Source organism: Pseudomonas sp. GW456-L12 (assembly GCF_059424045.1).
Window position 1 is genome coordinate 368,658 of record NZ_JBWKZA010000001.1, and the last position, 15,170, is coordinate 383,827.

At 62.6% G+C, this 15,170-nt stretch carries 15 protein-coding genes; 2 read left to right on the plus strand and 13 right to left on the minus strand.

Features of this window, described 5'->3' with window-relative positions; genetic code table 11:
- Position 1 precedes the first annotated feature (1 nt).
- Together rpmF and AC07Y9_RS01905 are read right to left on the minus strand one after the other, a co-directional pair.
- Complete coding sequence (gene rpmF / locus AC07Y9_RS01900) at positions 2–184, minus strand: 50S ribosomal protein L32 (protein ID WP_003179396.1); 183 nt, start codon at positions 182–184, stop codon at positions 2–4.
- Between the two features lie 13 nt (positions 185–197).
- Positions 198–725 carry a YceD family protein gene (locus AC07Y9_RS01905; protein ID WP_007928051.1) on the minus strand — a complete coding sequence of 176 codons (528 nt, stop codon included), beginning with the start codon at positions 723–725 and terminating at the stop codon, positions 198–200.
- A gap of 105 nt (positions 726–830) precedes the next feature.
- Here AC07Y9_RS01905 and AC07Y9_RS01910 point away from each other — a divergent pair, with 105 nt between their 5' ends.
- The gene (locus tag AC07Y9_RS01910) at positions 831–1,409 is read left to right on the plus strand and encodes a Maf family protein (protein ID WP_102678410.1); all 579 of its coding nucleotides are present in this window, start codon (positions 831–833) and stop codon (positions 1,407–1,409) included.
- A 56-nt stretch (positions 1,410–1,465) separates the two neighbouring features.
- On the opposite strand, the gene sppA is transcribed toward AC07Y9_RS01910, so the two are convergent.
- From sppA to rluC, 3 genes are read right to left on the minus strand one after another with little or no spacing between them, the layout of a single operon-like run.
- Positions 1,466–2,455 (minus strand): signal peptide peptidase SppA, encoded by a 990-nt coding sequence (gene sppA / locus AC07Y9_RS01915; protein ID WP_009042847.1) that lies wholly within the window; start codon positions 2,453–2,455, stop codon positions 1,466–1,468.
- A gap of 18 nt (positions 2,456–2,473) precedes the next feature.
- Positions 2,474–3,136 carry an HAD-IA family hydrolase gene (locus AC07Y9_RS01920; RefSeq protein ID WP_102678411.1) on the minus strand — a complete coding sequence of 221 codons (663 nt, stop codon included), beginning with the start codon at positions 3,134–3,136 and terminating at the stop codon, positions 2,474–2,476.
- Positions 3,126–4,082 carry a 23S rRNA pseudouridine(955/2504/2580) synthase RluC gene (gene rluC / locus AC07Y9_RS01925; protein ID WP_102678412.1) on the minus strand — a complete coding sequence of 319 codons (957 nt, stop codon included), beginning with the start codon at positions 4,080–4,082 and terminating at the stop codon, positions 3,126–3,128. The genes AC07Y9_RS01920 and rluC overlap by 11 nt, the downstream gene beginning before the upstream one ends.
- Positions 4,083–4,798: 716 nt before the next feature.
- On the opposite strand from rluC, the gene rne reads away from it, so the two are divergent.
- Positions 4,799–8,005, plus strand: a complete 3,207-nt coding sequence (gene rne, locus AC07Y9_RS01930; protein ID WP_102678413.1) for a ribonuclease E — start codon at positions 4,799–4,801, stop codon at positions 8,003–8,005.
- A 103-nt stretch (positions 8,006–8,108) separates the two neighbouring features.
- Here the strand turns inward: rne and AC07Y9_RS01935 are convergent, their stop codons facing one another.
- From AC07Y9_RS01935 to AC07Y9_RS01970, 8 genes are all read right to left on the minus strand, one after another.
- Complete coding sequence (locus tag AC07Y9_RS01935) at positions 8,109–8,702, minus strand: nucleotidyltransferase family protein (protein ID WP_102678414.1); 594 nt, start codon at positions 8,700–8,702, stop codon at positions 8,109–8,111.
- Complete coding sequence (locus AC07Y9_RS01940) at positions 8,699–9,694, minus strand: XdhC family protein (RefSeq protein WP_102678415.1); 996 nt, start codon at positions 9,692–9,694, stop codon at positions 8,699–8,701. Before AC07Y9_RS01940 ends, AC07Y9_RS01935 begins: the two co-directional genes overlap by 4 nt.
- Positions 9,694–12,012, minus strand: a complete 2,319-nt coding sequence (locus tag AC07Y9_RS01945; protein WP_102678416.1) for a xanthine dehydrogenase family protein molybdopterin-binding subunit — start codon at positions 12,010–12,012, stop codon at positions 9,694–9,696. The genes AC07Y9_RS01940 and AC07Y9_RS01945 overlap by 1 nt, the downstream gene beginning before the upstream one ends.
- On the minus strand, positions 12,009–12,479 hold the full coding sequence (locus AC07Y9_RS01950) for a (2Fe-2S)-binding protein (RefSeq protein WP_007931672.1): 471 nt from the start codon (positions 12,477–12,479) through the stop codon (positions 12,009–12,011). The genes AC07Y9_RS01945 and AC07Y9_RS01950 overlap by 4 nt, the downstream gene beginning before the upstream one ends.
- Positions 12,480–12,727: 248 nt before the next feature.
- A complete protein-coding gene (murB, locus tag AC07Y9_RS01955; protein WP_102678417.1) occupies positions 12,728–13,747 on the minus strand; it encodes a UDP-N-acetylmuramate dehydrogenase in 1,020 nt (339 codons plus the stop codon).
- Complete coding sequence (locus tag AC07Y9_RS01960; protein WP_007931667.1) at positions 13,744–14,208, minus strand: low molecular weight protein-tyrosine-phosphatase; 465 nt, start codon at positions 14,206–14,208, stop codon at positions 13,744–13,746. The genes murB and AC07Y9_RS01960 overlap by 4 nt, the downstream gene beginning before the upstream one ends.
- Positions 14,208–14,972 carry a 3-deoxy-manno-octulosonate cytidylyltransferase gene (kdsB, locus tag AC07Y9_RS01965; protein ID WP_102678418.1) on the minus strand — a complete coding sequence of 255 codons (765 nt, stop codon included), beginning with the start codon at positions 14,970–14,972 and terminating at the stop codon, positions 14,208–14,210. The genes AC07Y9_RS01960 and kdsB overlap by 1 nt, the downstream gene beginning before the upstream one ends.
- Entirely contained in the window at positions 14,969–15,154 is a 186-nt protein-coding gene (locus tag AC07Y9_RS01970) for a Trm112 family protein (RefSeq protein WP_007931663.1), read from the minus strand. The genes kdsB and AC07Y9_RS01970 overlap by 4 nt, the downstream gene beginning before the upstream one ends.
- Positions 15,155–15,170 lie beyond the last annotated feature (16 nt).

Below are 15,170 nucleotides of genomic sequence, written 5' to 3' on the forward strand. Positions count from 1 at the left end.
ATTACTCGTCAGCGCCCTTGTCGATCACTTTACGACCACGGTATACGCCTTCTGGCGATACGTGGTGACGCAGGTGAACTTCACCAGTGGTCTTTTCTACGGACAGGGTGCTAGCCTCGAGAGCGTCGTGCGAACGACGCATGTCACGGGCAGAGCGGGATTTTTTGTTCTGCTGAACAGCCATAATTGATTAACTCCTAAACGTTTGGGTCACGCTTTAACTGCGCCAATACACTGAACGGGTTGGACCGCGTTACCTCGTCCTCGCTCGGTTCGGGCTCATCGAGACCCGCCGGCTGCTGGCATTCTTCCGGATGATGAGCAGGCACGATGGGCAAGGCGAGCAAAAGCTCCTCCTCGATCAAAGCCTGCAGATCCAAAGGATCTTCGCCCAGTTCCAGCACGTCATAACCTTTCGGCAACGACTGGGTATTCGCACCCTCCTTCACCACAGCGTAACTGCATTCGCTGTGGATCGGCAGGGTGACCAGCTCAAGACAACGCTGGCAAACCATTTTGACTTCAGTGTCGATAAAGCTGTGGATCACCACAGATTTACGTTCATCTCGTTCAAAAACGAATTTAGCCTGCACCGTACCGACATCGTCGGAAAGCGGGTCGCAGAGTCTCTTCAAATCGGCCAGCAGCAGTTCACCTTGAAGGGTGGTGCCACGGTCAGCCAATTTGCGCGGGTCAACGTGAGGTGGAATCGGGTCATTCAACATAGGCGCAGCATTATAGGGATGCCCCCGGCCATGTCAAAGGAAATTCAGCCCTGTCCGTCACTTGCAAGCCCCGCTAGAATTCGCGGCCAGCCTCAGGAGATGCGCATGCTGCCTTTATTACTTGCCTCAAGCTCGGCCTACCGGCGCGAATTGCTCACCCGCCTGCGCCTGCCATTCACCTGCAACTCACCGGATATCGACGAAAGCCATCGCCCCGGCGAATCCGCCAGCGACCTGGTCAAGCGCCTCGCCGAAGAGAAAGCCCGAGCGCTGGCCGCCACCCACCCAGGACACTTGATCATTGGCTCGGACCAGGTCGCGGTGCTCGGCGAGCGCATCATCGGCAAGCCCCACACTTTCGAAAAGGCGCGCGAGCAATTGCTCGCCGCCAGCGGCGCCAGCGTGACCTTTCTCACCGGCCTGGCCCTGCTCAACAGCAAGAGCGGCCACTGCCAGGTCGACTGCGTACCCTTCACCGTACATATGCGCGAGCTGAGCCCTGCCCGCATCGAACGCTACCTGCACGCCGAACAACCTTATGACTGTGCCGGCAGCTTCAAGGCCGAGGGCCTGGGCATCAGCCTGTTCCGCAGCACCGAGGGCAGCGACGCCAGCAGCCTGATCGGCCTGCCGCTGATCCGCCTGGTAGACATGCTGCTCGCCGAAAGCGTGGAAATCCCCTGACCACCCACACTAAAAAAGCCGGCCCATAGGGCCGGCTCTTTTTTAAAACAGCGCAATCAACGCAGTGTCGGCCCCTGAAAGCCCATCCACATGGCCAGATGCTCGGCAACACTGGCGCCCAGCTTTTTCGAGAAGCGATCGAAAGGCGACTCCTGCACGGTGAAATCCACCAACTCCTTCTCGCCGACCACATCCCGGGCAACCGAGCTGGCACTCCCCAACCCATCGATCAAGCCCAGTTGCAGTGCCTGCTCGCCGGACCAGACCAGACCAGAGAACAGCTCCGGATGATCCTTGTCCTTGAGACGCTCGCCACGCCCCTGCTTGACGCTGGCGATGAACTGGCGATGAGTGGTATCCAGCACGCCCTGCCAGAACTGGGTTTCCTCGGGCTTCTGCGGCTGGAATGGGTCCAGGAACGACTTGTGCTCACCCGAGGTGTAGGTACGACGCTCCACACCCAGCTTCTCCATGGTACCGACGAAACCATAACCGGCCGCCGTGACCCCGATGGAACCGACCAGGCTCGCCTTGTCGGCATAGATCTGATCGGCGGCACTGGCAATGTAGTAGGCGCCGGAAGCTCCCAGGTCGGAAATCACTGCATACACCTTGATATCCGGATGCAAGCCACGCAGGCGACGGATTTCGTCATAGACATAACCCGACTGCACCGGGCTACCGCCAGGACTGTTGATACGCAGCACAATGCCTTTGACCTTCGAGTCCTCGAAAGCCGCACGCAAGCCGGTCACGATGTTGTCGGCGCTCGCCGACTCCTTGTCCGCGATCACGCCCGTCACCTCGATCAATGCCGTGTAACCAGCCCCGCGGGTGGCGGTTTTTTCCATATCCATCAATGGCGTAAACAGCGCCAGGGCCACAAGCAGATAAACAAAGGTCAGGAGTTTGAAGAAAATCCCCCAACGCCGCGAACGCCGCTGCTCTTGCACACCGGCCAGCAGGGTCTTTTCCAGCAGTTTCCAACTCTTGTCGTCAGCACTGTCGGCAGCCGATTTACTCGGCGCTTTCCATTCGTCGCTCATGCTTTTACCCCAAAAGACTCAATTGCCCCGCTGGCCGAGCCAGGCATGCAATTGAGGAAAACTATCGATAGACAGGCGCGGCTCGTAAGCCTGCAAGGCTTCCAGCGATTGCGCGCCATAACCGACCGCAACCGATGCCATGCCCGCGTTACGCGCCATCAGCAGGTCGAAAGAGGAATCCCCCACCATCAACGCCTGCTCGGGGCGCACCTCGCAATACGCCAGGATCTGCTCGAGCATCAGCGGATGAGGCTTGCTCGCGGTTTCGTCAGCAGCGCGAGTGATGTCGAAATAATCTTCCCAGCCATGCGCCTTCAACACCCGATCCAGGCCACGCCGTGCCTTGCCGGTCGCTACCGCCAGATGATATCCCTCGCTCCGGAAAGCTTCGAGAGACTGCACCACCCCGGCGAACAACGGAGAAGGCTCGGCCTCGAGAGCGATGTAGTGATCGGCATAGTGCTGGCGAAAATCTACCAGCTCGGCATCGCTGATGTGCGGATACAGTGTGCGGATCGCCTCCGGCAATCCCAGACCGATAATGCCCTTGACCGCAAAATCGTCGCACCGGGCAAACCCCGAGCGATCGGAGGCCACATGCATGGCCTCGACTATCCGACCAATGGAGTCTGCCAGGGTGCCGTCCCAATCAAAGATCAGCAGCTTGTAATCAGGGTGCACTCAGGCGCTCCACGGTCTTGGCCCACATTTCATCTACCGGCGCCTGCAATTTCAGCTCGCCGCCATCGGGCAACGGCACGGTCAGCATGTAGGCATGCAGAAACAGGCGCTTACCGCCCAGGTCACGGATTTCCTTGGTGAAATCGTCATCGCCATACTTGCTGTCGCCGGCAATGCAATGCCCGGCATGCAGGGTATGCACACGGATCTGGTGAGTACGACCGGTCACCGGCTTGGCTTCGACCATGGTGGCAAAGCCACCGAAGCGGCGCAGCACCTTGAACACGGTCAAGGCCTCCTTGCCCTCTTCGTTCACTTCGACCATGCGCTCGCCGGAACGCAGGTTGCTCTTGAGCAGCGGCGCACGGACCTGCTTGATCGAGGTCGCCCAGTTGCCGCGCACCAGCGCCATGTAGCGCTTGTCGACACCATCGCCGCGCAAGGCTTCATGCAAATGACGCAGCATGCTGCGCTTCTTGGCGATCATCAGCAGGCCGGAAGTGTCGCGGTCGAGACGGTGAACCAGCTCCAGCTCCTTGGCGTCCGGGCGCAACTGACGAAAGGCTTCGATCACCCCGAAATTCAGACCGCTGCCACCATGCACAGCGATGCCGGCGGGCTTGTTGATCACGATCAGGGCTTTGTCTTCATAGACAATCGAAGCCTCCAGGCGCTGCAACAAACCCTGCGCCACGGGCACGGGCTCGTCACGCTCCGGCACGCGCACCGGCGGCACGCGCACGATATCGCCCGCCTGCAGCTTGTATTCGGGCTTGATCCGGCCCTTGTTCACCCGCACTTCGCCTTTGCGCAAAATGCGGTAAATCAAGGTCTTGGGCACGCCTTTGAGCCGAGCGAGGAGGAAATTGTCGATTCGTTGGCCGGCATATTCCGGCGAGACCTCAAGCAGTTGAACGCCTGGGGTCGAGGGGGCAGTAGTCGTCATGGCGCAAATGATAACAATTTTTTATGGAATTGAAGCACTTAATGATTACTGCTATAGTCGCGAACGCCGCCAAAAGCGGCCTGGACAGCGGACCAACGGCCAACAGCCGGCCCTGACCAACGCAATTCACCAGGATGCGAGGCCGTCCTACGGGGCTTTCGCTACGAACGGTGGAGTTTTGCAGTTGTAACAAGCGCAGGTGACATGAGGCCTGAAGCACGCCGAAAAGCAGAGTTTCCACTCGCCTTTCGAGCAAATATTCACGGCCAGTTCACAAAGTGCAGTCAGCTACGAACGAACCCGAGCGAGCGCTTCGGAAACACCGCCTAAATTAGCCATGATGCGTGAGCTCCCCTTTCGGAGCTCACGGTAAATGCCAACCCGCTGCGGATTCTGCGCGCGGCAGCACCCGAATTATCAGGGATACGTGTAGGGTGGAGATGCACAACCGTCGGACTGTGTAGCATTAGGCTTTATCAAGACGCTTCATCTCGTCCACAGTCGCCGGTTGATTCCTCCTCCTGATTGAGCTTTTGCTTAAGAGGTGCCTTTTGTCACCCCAGCAAGCAGGACGCGTGAGTCGCGAGTTCGCCCCAACTGGCCGGATTTCGCTAGACACTGGAGCGGCCAACCGCTCCTGACGCACCTGACACCGACCGTGAGAAGTCGTGTGTGCCGAACGCCGTTTCCGGCAGCCCGGAAACCGACGGTACTACATGAAAAGAATGCTGATTAACGCAACTCAACCCGAAGAGTTGCGTGTTGCACTGGTAGATGGCCAACGCCTCTACGACCTGGACATCGAATCCGGTGCACGCGAGCAGAAGAAGGCCAACATCTATAAAGGCCGTATCACTCGCATCGAACCAAGCCTCGAGGCTGCCTTTGTCGATTTCGGCTCTGAGCGCCACGGTTTCCTGCCCCTCAAAGAAATCTCCCGCGAATACTTCAAGAAAGCTCCCGAAGGCCGCGTCAATATCAAGGACGTCCTGAGCGAAGGCCAGGAAGTCATCGTTCAGGTCGAAAAAGAAGAACGTGGCAACAAGGGCGCAGCCCTGACCACCTTCATCAGCCTGGCCGGTCGTTACCTGGTGCTGATGCCGAACAACCCGCGTGCCGGTGGCATCTCCCGTCGCATCGAAGGCGAAGAGCGCAACGAACTGCGCGAAGCCTTGAACGGCCTGGTCGCCCCTGCCGACATGGGTCTGATCGTTCGCACTGCCGGCCTGGGCCGTAGCAGCGAAGAAATGCAGTGGGACCTCGACTACCTGCTGCAACTCTGGACCGCCATCAAAGAAGCCTCGCTGGACCGCGCAGCGCCTTTCCTGATCTACCAGGAAAGCAACGTGATCATCCGCGCCATCCGCGACTACCTGCGCCAGGACATCGGCGAAGTGCTGATCGACAGCGTTGAAGCCCAGGACGAAGCCCTGACCTTCATCCGCCAGGTGATGCCGCAGTACGCCAGCAAGATCAAGCTGTATGAAGACAGCGTTCCGCTGTTCAACCGTTTCCAGATCGAAAGCCAGATCGAAACCGCCTTCCAGCGCGTCGTCGAACTGCCTTCCGGCGGCTCCATCGTTATCGATCCGACCGAAGCCCTGGTGTCCATCGACATCAACTCGGCGCGCGCCACCAAAGGCAGCGACATCGAAGAAACCGCCCTGCAGACCAACCTGGAAGCAGCGGAAGAAATCGCTCGCCAGTTGCGCCTGCGTGACATCGGCGGCCTGATCGTCATCGACTTCATCGACATGACGCCGGCCAAGAACCAGCGCGCCGTGGAAGAGAAAGTCCGCGAATGCCTGGAAGCCGACCGCGCTCGCGTCCAGGTCGGTCGCATCTCGCGCTTCGGCCTGCTGGAAATGTCCCGCCAGCGCCTGCGTCCATCCCTCGGTGAAAGCAGCGGCATCGTCTGCCCACGCTGCAACGGCACCGGCATCATCCGCGACGTCGAATCGCTGTCGCTGGCGATCCTGCGCCTGATCGAAGAAGAAGCCCTGAAAGACCGCACCGCCGAAGTTCGCGCCCAAGTGCCGATTCCGGTTGCTGCCTTCCTGCTCAACGAAAAACGTAATTCGATCACCAAGATCGAACTGCGCACCCGTGCTCGTATCGTCATTCTGCCGAACGACCATCTCGAAACGCCGCACTTCGAAGTCCAGCGTCTGCGTGATGACAGCCCGGAAGCCGGCATCAACCAGTCCAGCTACGAAATCGCCGCTGCCGCTGCCGAAGCCGAAGAAGTCCAGCCAGCCGCCGCGACCCGCACCCTGGTTCGCCAGGAAGCCGCCGTCAAGACCGCTCCAGCCCGCGCCAACGCACCGGTCCCAACCGAAGTGGCCGCCGCCCCGGTTGCCGCTCCGGCCGCCGTTGCCGAGCCAAGCCTGTTCAAGGGCCTGGTGAAATCCCTGGTCAGCCTGTTCGCCACCAAGGAAGAGCCAGCCGCTCCGGTCGTGGTTGAAAAACCGGCCACCGAGCGTCCTGCACGCAACGAAGAACGCCGCAACGGTCGTCAGCAGAGCCGCAATCGCAACGGTCGCCGCGACGAAGAGCGCAAGCCACGCGAAGAACGCGCCCCTCGTGAAGAGCGCGCACCGCGCGAAGCCCGCGAAGAGCGTCAGCCACGCGAAGTCCGCGAGGCTCGCGAGGAAGTCCAGGCCACCGCTCGCGAAGAGCGCGCGCCACGTCCGCCACGTGAAGAGCGTCAACCACGCCCACCACGTGAGGACCGCAAGCCACGCGGCGAGCGCGAAGAGCGCGTGCGTGAACTGCGCGAACCGCTGGACGCTGCTCCTGCCGCTGCCGCCGAAGAGCGTCCGGCTCGTCAGCCACGCGAAGAGCGTCAACCGCGTCCACCGCGTGAAGAACGCCAACCTCGCGCCGAACAGGCCGCTGCCGTAGCTGAAGAAGAGCTGCTGCCGAACGAAGAGCAACTGCAGGAAGACGGTCAGGAGAACGCCGAGGGCGATCGTCCACGCCGCCGCTCCCGTGGCCAGCGTCGTCGCAGCAACCGTCGTGAGCGTCAGCGTGACGCCAACGGCAATGTGATCGAAGGTTCGGAAGAAAACAGCGAAGAGCCAAGCAGCGCCGATCTGGCCGCAGGCCTGGCGGTAACCGCTGCCGTTGCCAGCACCGTGATCAGCGCCCCGGCCGAAGCCCAGGCTCACGAGCAGGCCGAACGTGCCACTGCTGCCGTCCAGGAAGCCGCACCGACCGTCGAAGCACCGGTCGTCGAGGCCACCACTGCGGTAGAGATTCCAGCAGCACCTGCTGTTGAAGTCGCCCAGGTTCGTGAAGAACAGCACGAAGAACAGGCTGTGCAACCTGCAATTTTTGCAGAACAACCTGCAGTCGTTGCCGAGCCAGTGGTCGAAGCGCCAGTCGCCGAAGCACCAGCGGCAGAGCCAGCCCAGGAAGCGCCTCGTGCCTTCGAGCGTGCCGCCGAGGCGATCGTTGCCGAAGCGCCTGCACCAGTCGCAGAAGTTGTGGCTGAAGCAGTCGTGGCTGCTGAACCTGTAGTTGCCGAGCCTGTGGCTGCCGCACCGGCAGCGCCGGTTGAGGCACCTGCCGCCGAAGTGGCTGCACCGGTTGTCGAGGCCGCTCCGGTCAGCGCCCTGACCAGCACCGGTCGCGCGCCAAACGACCCACGTGAAGTGCGTCGTCGCAAGCGCGAAGCCGAGCGTCTGCAGAAGGAAGCCGAACTGGCTGCCGCTGCTGCCGCTGAAGCTCCGGCAGAAGCCGTAGTGGCCGCCGAGCCTGCGCCGGTGGTTGCCGAGGCGGTCGAGGCAGCTCCTGCTGCCGAACCGGTCATCGAGCAACCTGCCCCTGCCGCCGACGAAGCCCCGCGCTCCGTCGAAGAAGTGGTAGAGCACAAGCCCAAGGCCCAGGAAGAAGAGCACGAGCCTAAACCCCTCGTCTGATTCCTAGCCCGATAAAAAGCCCCGCCTGGTCACCCAGGCGGGGCTTTTTTATGCCTGCAATTCTTCGATCAACATCTTCGCCGCGAAAGCGAGCCCAGCGATCTCAACCGGTAAAAACCAACGCCTGCGGCGTATCCACATCCCACAACACGCCTGCATCCGCCAGTTCCACCTCGACGACCTGCCCCACGGCAAACAGCGGCCTGGCTCCTCGATCCCCGGTCAGGCTCTGCAACGCCTGACCAAAGGCCGCGCCAAAAGCCACCGGGTGACCATAGGCCCCCTTATAAACAGGCACCCGGACCATTTGCTCGCTCAGTTCCCGCACCACGCTCTCGATACTCGACGGCAGGATAAAGGGCATGTCCCCCAGCACCACCAGCCAGCCACTGGCATCGGCGCAGGCTGCGACGGCGGCCGCGAGGCTGTCGCCCATGCCCGGCGAATCCAGAAGCACCACCTGGCAGCCATAGGCTTCAGCCAAGGCAATCACCTCGGTACGGTCCGGCGTTGTCACCAGGACTCTACGGGCCAGCAGTGCGGGCAAGCTCCTCAGGACCTGCTCGACTACCGGCCTGATCACCGCGTCTCGTCCCAGGCATGGAGCCAGCAACTTGTCTTGCCCGCCCCCCGCCGCCTGCCGATAACGGCTGCCCTGCCCTGCGGCCAGGATGACCGCGCACAGCGACTCGCTCACGCGCTCACCTGCGCAGCCACTTGGGGCGGCTTTTTCTGCAACAGGTCGATGCCGTTCTTGGTGGCGACGATCTCCGACATCACCGACAGGGCAATCTCCGCCGGTGTATGGCTGCCGATATGCAGGCCGATGGGCCCGTGCAAGCGTTCGATGGCCTGCGGCTCCAGCCCCAGCTGGGCCAGATTCTCCCGACGCTTCTGACTATTGACCCGAGAGCCCAGCGCCCCGACGTAAAACGCCCGGGAATTGAGCGCGGTCAACAGCGCCATGTCATCCAGCCGGGGGTCATGGGTCAGCGCGACAATGGCCGTACGCTCGTCGGTCTCGATATTCAGCACCGCATCGTCCGGCATTCCCGGCACAAAACGCCCGTGCTGCTCTTCCCAACCGTAGACAAACTCCTTGCGCGGATCGCAGATCAGTACTTCGAAGTCCAGCAGCCGCGCCATTTCCGCCACATACCGCGACAACTGCCCGGCGCCGATCAGCAACAGCCGCCAGCGCGGGCCATAGATCGCCCGCAAGGTGGTGTCATCGAAGCTCAGCACGTCGATCTTGCTGGCCGGCTTTAGCAACACTTCACCGCTGCTCAGGTTCAACTCCCGGGCGACGATTTCATGCGCCTCGCAACGAGCCAGCAGTTCCGCGACCCAGCCCGGATCGCCAACCCGCTCCTCGGTCAGGCGCAAGGTGCCGCCGCACGGCAGGCCAAAACGCGCGGCCTCCTCGCGGGTCACGCCATAAGTCACCAGTTGCACCGGCGGCCCGTCCAGAGGCAGGCGTCCATCGTGCAAACGGGCGATCAGGTCGTCCTCGATGCAACCGCCCGAGACCGAGCCGATCACCATGCCGTCTTCGCGCAAGGCCAGCATCGCGCCCGGTGGCCGCGGCGCGCTACCCCAGGTCTGGACCACGCTGTACAAGGTCACGCGCTGACCCGCGCGGCGCCATTCCAGCACGCTGCGCAGGACATTCAGGTCGACGCTGTCCATCAAGCCTTGCCCGCCTGTTGCCAGCCCTGCAGCTGGTAACGCACTGGCAGGTTGCGAATGCGCTTGCCGGTGGCGGCAAAGATCGCGTTACACAGGGCCGGCGCGATCGGCGGCACGCCCGGCTCACCGACACCACCCAACGGCACATCGCCTGGTGGCGTCACCAGATGCACGGCCACTTCCTTCGGTGCCAGGGACATGCGCGCCACTTCATACATATGGAAGTTGTCTTGCTGGACCTTGCCGTCCTTGAAGCTGATCTCGCCCACCACCGCATTGCCCAGGCCCATCACACAGGCGCCCTCGAACTGCGAGCGGATACGCTCGGGATTGATCTGCGGACCGCAGTCCACGGCGATATCGGCCTTGTGCACGATCAAGGTGCCATCATCCTTGACCTCGACCTCGATCACCGCCGCCACATAGGTGACGAAGCTGTAGTGCACCGCCAGCCCCAGGCCGCGGCCCTTGGGCAGGCTGCGGCCCCAGCCCGCCGCCTTGGCCGCCGTCTCCAGCACGCCACGCATACGGGCGGTGTCGATCGGGTAACGCTCCGGCGACTCACCGTAGTTCCACTCTTCGCTCAAGGTCCGCGGATCGATCCGGCGATCCGGCCCGAGCAGTTTGAGCTGGTACTTCAACGGGTCCTGGCCCGCCTTATGGGCCAGTTCGTCGACAAAGCTCTGGATGGCGAAACCGTGCGGGATGTTCGACACCGAGCGATACCAGCCAACCCGGGTATGCGCAGCGGCCTCGGGGTTTTCCAGGCGCACGTTGGGAATCGCATAGGCCAGGTTGGTGAAGCCCATGCCCAGCTCGAAGGCGGCCTCATGGTTCATGCCCGGGGCGAACAGCGCGGTGATGCTCGGCGCCACGGTGCGGTGCAGCCAGCCGGACGGCATGCCGTCCTTGTTCAGGCTGGCCTTGAGGTATTCCGCCGACACGGTGTGGAAGTAGGAATTGTGAATGTCGTCTTCGCGGGTCCATTGCACCCGTACCGCCTTGCCCGGCACTTCCTTGGCGAGAATCGCCGCCTCGAGGATGAAGTCGGGCTTGGATTTACGCCCGAAGCCACCGCCGAGCAAGGTGATGTTGACCGTCACCTTGTCGAAGGGAATACCCAGACGCTCGGCAATACGTTCGCGGGTCACCTGTGGCGCCTGGCTCGGAGCCCAGGCTTCGCACTGGCCGTCCTTGAAGCGCGCCACGGCGACCATCGGTTCCATCGGCGCCTGCGCCAGGTGCGGCAGGTAGTAGGAGGCCTCCAGGCTGCTGTCGGCGCTGCCCATGGCGTCGTCGATATTGCCGGTGCTGCGTACTACCTTGCCGGGCTTGAGCGCCGCGGCTTCCAGTTCCTTGCGGTAGGCAATCGAGTCGTAGCCGGCGTTGACGCCATCGTCCCACTCGATCTTCAACACATCGCGGCCCTTGATCGCCGCCCAGGTATTGCTGGCGATCACCGCCACGCCGCCCAGCGACTGAAACTCGGAAGGCAGCGGGCGACTTTCGATCGGCACCACCTTGATCACGCCCGGCACCTTCAGCGCCGCGCTGCCATCGAAGGATTTGACCTTGCCGCCATAGACCCGTGGGCGCGCAACCGTCGCGAAGAGCATGCCGTCGAAATGCACGTCGGCGCCGTAGACCGCCTGGCCATTGACGATGTCCGCACCGTCGATGGCGCGGGTGCCCTCCTTGCCGATGTAACGGAATTCGCCCGGCTGCTTCAGGCGCAGGCTGTCGCGCGCCGGCACCGCCAGGGCGCTCGCCGCGGCGGCCAGGGCGCCGTAGCCCAGTTCACGGCCGCTCGGCTGGTGGACCACTTTATGCAACTGTGCCCGGCACTCAGCCAGCGGGACTTTCCATTGTTCGGCCGCTGCCTGCTCGAGCATGGTCCGCGCCGCCGCACCGCAGCGCCGCATCGGCTCGTACCAATGGCGCATGCTGCGCGAACCGTCGGTGTCCTGGTTACCGAACAGCGCCTCGTCGCCCGGCGCCTGCTTGACCTTCACCAGCGCCCAATCGGCCTCCAGTTCGTCAGCGACCACCATGCTCAGGCTGGTACGCACGCCCTGGCCCATTTCCGAACGGTTGCAGAGCACGGTCACGCTGCCGTCGGCGGCGATACTCACGTACACCTTGGGGTCATCGACCCAGCCGTTGGGCATGCCGTCGGCACCGAACTTCTTCTCTTCGGCGAAGGCGTCCTGCCAGCCCCAGCTGGCCGCCAGCACCAGTGCGCCGGTGGCACCGACGCCTTTGAGAAAACCGCGGCGGCTGAGGTTGCTCAAGGCAAAATCATTCGGCAGCTGGCTCATGCCTTGGCCTCCTTCAGGTGGGTGGAGGCCTGGCGGATCGCCGTCTTGATCCGGTTGTAGGTGCCGCAGCGGCAGATGTTGCCGACCATGGCGGCTTCGATCTGTTCGTCGCTGGGGTTGGGGTTGACCTTGAGCAAGGCAGTGGCCGACATGATCTGCCCGCCCTGGCAGTAGCCGCACTGGGCCACCGCGCTGTCCAGCCAGGCCTGCTGCACGACTTTGCCGACCGGGTCGCTGTGCAGGTTGTCGATGGTGCTGACATTCTGCCCGACCACCGAGCCAATCGGCGTGATGCAACTGCGCGCCGGGGAGCCGTCGATATGGATGGTGCATGCGCCGCACAGGCCCATGCCGCAACCGAACTTGGTGCCGTTGTAGCCCGCCACGTCGCGGATAGCCCAGAGCAGCGGCATGTCCTCGGTGACATCCAGTGGGTGATCTTGACCGTTGAGTTTCAGGGTAATCATGGGCACGCCCGCATATTTTCCGTTTATGGGGTCGAGCAATCTGCCGTTGAGTACAACGACTTGCAGGAGCAGATCGACTCAGGCTAATGGGCTCTCTTATGAAGACGGGGAGTCTTCACCGGGCCTTTGGGGGTACAAATAGTTGCATTGTTAGCAGGCTAAGTTAAGCCGCAATTAACAAAAAAGCCTTGCAGGGTGTGAACCCGTGCAAGGCTTTGCTGGCGCGTCTTGAGCTTAGCTCAACAAGCTCAGTAGAGATTGGGCTCCATCTCCAGCTGAACATGGAAGCGCTCGGCAATATCCTGCTGGATCCTTCGCGCCAGGCTCAGCAGCTGCAAGCCCGTGGCACCGCCATAGTTGACCAGCACCAGCGACTGCAAGCGATGCACCCCGGCATCGCCATCGCGAAACCCTTTCCAGCCCGCCTGCTCGATCAACCAGCCAGCGGCCAGCTTCACCTGCCCGTCCGCCTGTGGATAACCTACCAGCCCCACATGCCGCTGCCTGATCTCCGCCGCCAGCGCAGCGGACACCACCGGGTTCTTGAAGAAACTGCCGGCATTGCCCAGTACCGCCGGGTCCGGCAGTTTTTCGCTGCGGATGCTGCAAATGGCGCGACTGACATCGCTGGCCGTCGGCTGCTCGATGCCCTGCTCGCTCAAGCGCTGGCGCACCGGGCCATATTCCAGATGCAGATGCTCGCTGCGGGCCAGGGCAAAACGCACCCGCAGAATCAGCCAGCGGCCGGCCTCTTGCTTGAACAGGCTGTCGCGGTAGGCGAACTGACATTCTTCCAGGCTGAAATCGCGCAACTCGCCGCTCTGCCGATCCAGTGCGGTGAGGCCGGCGAACACATCCTTGATCTCAACCCCGTAGGCACCGATGTTCTGCATCGGTGCGGCGCCCACAGTCCCCGGAATCAGGCTGAGGTTTTCCAGGCCGGACAAGCCCTGTTGCAAGGTCCACTGCACGAAGGGATGCCAGGTTTCACCCGCTTCGGCTTCGACTACTACCTGCTGGCCATCGTCGCTCAGCAGACGAATACCGCGGGTACTCATGCGCAAGACCAGCGCTGGAATATCCGCGGTCAGCAGCAGGTTGCTGCCGCCGCCAATCACCAGCAGCGGCAGTCGATGCTGCGCCGAACAGGCCAACGCCTCACGCACGTCGGCGTCGCTGTGGGCCTCGGCGAACAGCTGCGCGCGCACATCGACGCCGAAGGTGTTGAAAGGCTTGAGGGAAACCTGGGACTGCAGATGCAAGCTCATAGCCGCCCCTTCAGCTCGATCACCAGCCGGTCGCTGGCGTACTCGATCAGGTCCAGCACCTGTTCGAAACCTTGCTCACCGTCGTAGTAAGGATCCGGTACCTCGTCCACCGCCGCCTCGTAGCGGCGCAGGAACAGGTCCAGCTCGGCCTTGCCCTGGGCCGGCTGCAACGCCTTGAGGTTGCGCAGGTTGCTCTCGTCCATGGCCAGGATCAGGTCGTAGCGAGCAAAGTCCGCGCTGCTGACTTGCTGCGCGCGCTGGGCCGACAGGTCGTAGCCGCGCAACAGCGCCGCGCGCTGGCTGCGCTTGTCCGGCGCCTTGCCGATGTGCCATTCGCCGGTCCCCGCGGACGCGACTTCGACCCGATCGGCCAGCCCCGCTTCGCGCAACTTGTGGCGCAATACGCCCTCCGCCGTCGGCGAACGGCAGATATTGCCCAGGCAGACAAACAGAACCCGCATCAGGCCTCCAGCAGGCGACGAACGCGCTCAAGGTCTTCGGCAGTATCGACACCACCAGGCGGCGCTTCCAGGGCATCGGCGACATGGATACGCACGCCGTGCCACAAGGCCCGCAACTGCTCCAGCGACTCGGTGTTCTCCAGCCAGCACGGGCCCCAGTTGACGAAGTCATGCAGGAAACCGGCGCGGTAGGCATAGATGCCGATATGGCGGCGATAAGGCACGCCTTCCGGCAGCAGGTCGCGATTCTTCGCAAAGGCGTCGCGCGCCCACGGCAAGGTGGCGCGGCTGAAGGTCAGGGCCAGACCATTGATGTCGCTGACCACCTTGACCACGTTCGGGTTGAACAGGGTCTCGACGTCCTCGATCGGCTCGGCCAGGGTGGCCATGCTCGCTTCGGTGTGGGCAGCCAGGTTGGCGGCCACCTGGTCGATCACCGCCGGCGGGATCAACGGCTCGTCGCCCTGGACATTGACCACGATGGCATCCGCGGCCAGACCCAGCTGGCTGGCGACTTCCGCCAGGCGATCGGTCCCGGAGTTGTGGTCCTCGCGGGTCAACACCGCTTCGGCGCCGAAGCCCTGGCAGGCTTCGACGATTCGCGCGTCGTCAGTCGCTACCACCACACGCTGGGCGGCGCTCTTGCAGGCCTGTTCCCAGACGTGCTGGATCATCGGCTTGCCGGCGATCATCTGCAGCGGTTTACCCGGCAGGCGGGTGGAGGCGAATCGAGCTGGAATGACAACGGTAAAGGCTGTGGTCATTTATCCAGGCGCTCGTCGGTGCTGAGGGTGCGGGCTTCGCTTTCCAGCATGACTGGGATGCCATCGCGAATCGGATAGGCCAGGCCGGCGCCCTTGCTGATCAGCTCGGTCTTGTCGGCGCTAAGCTTGAGCGGTCCCTTGCAGATCGGGCAAGCGAGGATATCGAGCAATTTGGTGTCCATGAGAATTCCCTGGATA

Excerpts from the sequence above, each read along its gene's own strand:
- rluC (WP_102678412.1), bottom strand. The coding sequence starts at position 4,082 with ATGACGACTACTGCCCCCTCGACCCCAGGCGTTCAACTGCTTGAGGTC.
- sppA (WP_009042847.1), bottom strand. The coding sequence starts at position 2,455 with ATGAGCGACGAATGGAAAGCGCCGAGTAAATCGGCTGCCGACAGTGCT.
- murB (WP_102678417.1), bottom strand. The coding sequence starts at position 13,747 with ATGAGCTTGCATCTGCAGTCCCAGGTTTCCCTCAAGCCTTTCAACACC.
- AC07Y9_RS01950 (WP_007931672.1), bottom strand. The coding sequence starts at position 12,479 with ATGATTACCCTGAAACTCAACGGTCAAGATCACCCACTGGATGTCACC.
- AC07Y9_RS01910 (WP_102678410.1), top strand. The coding sequence starts at position 831 with ATGCTGCCTTTATTACTTGCCTCAAGCTCGGCCTACCGGCGCGAATTG.
- AC07Y9_RS01905 (WP_007928051.1), bottom strand. The coding sequence starts at position 725 with ATGTTGAATGACCCGATTCCACCTCACGTTGACCCGCGCAAATTGGCT.
- rpmF (WP_003179396.1), bottom strand. The coding sequence starts at position 184 with ATGGCTGTTCAGCAGAACAAAAAATCCCGCTCTGCCCGTGACATGCGT.
- AC07Y9_RS01940 (WP_102678415.1), bottom strand. The coding sequence starts at position 9,694 with ATGGACAGCGTCGACCTGAATGTCCTGCGCAGCGTGCTGGAATGGCGC.
- AC07Y9_RS01970 (WP_007931663.1), bottom strand. The coding sequence starts at position 15,154 with ATGGACACCAAATTGCTCGATATCCTCGCTTGCCCGATCTGCAAGGGA.
- AC07Y9_RS01960 (WP_007931667.1), bottom strand. The coding sequence starts at position 14,208 with ATGCGGGTTCTGTTTGTCTGCCTGGGCAATATCTGCCGTTCGCCGACG.
- kdsB (WP_102678418.1), bottom strand. The coding sequence starts at position 14,972 with ATGACCACAGCCTTTACCGTTGTCATTCCAGCTCGATTCGCCTCCACC.
- AC07Y9_RS01945 (WP_102678416.1), bottom strand. The coding sequence starts at position 12,012 with ATGAGCCAGCTGCCGAATGATTTTGCCTTGAGCAACCTCAGCCGCCGC.
- rne (WP_102678413.1), top strand. The coding sequence starts at position 4,799 with ATGAAAAGAATGCTGATTAACGCAACTCAACCCGAAGAGTTGCGTGTT.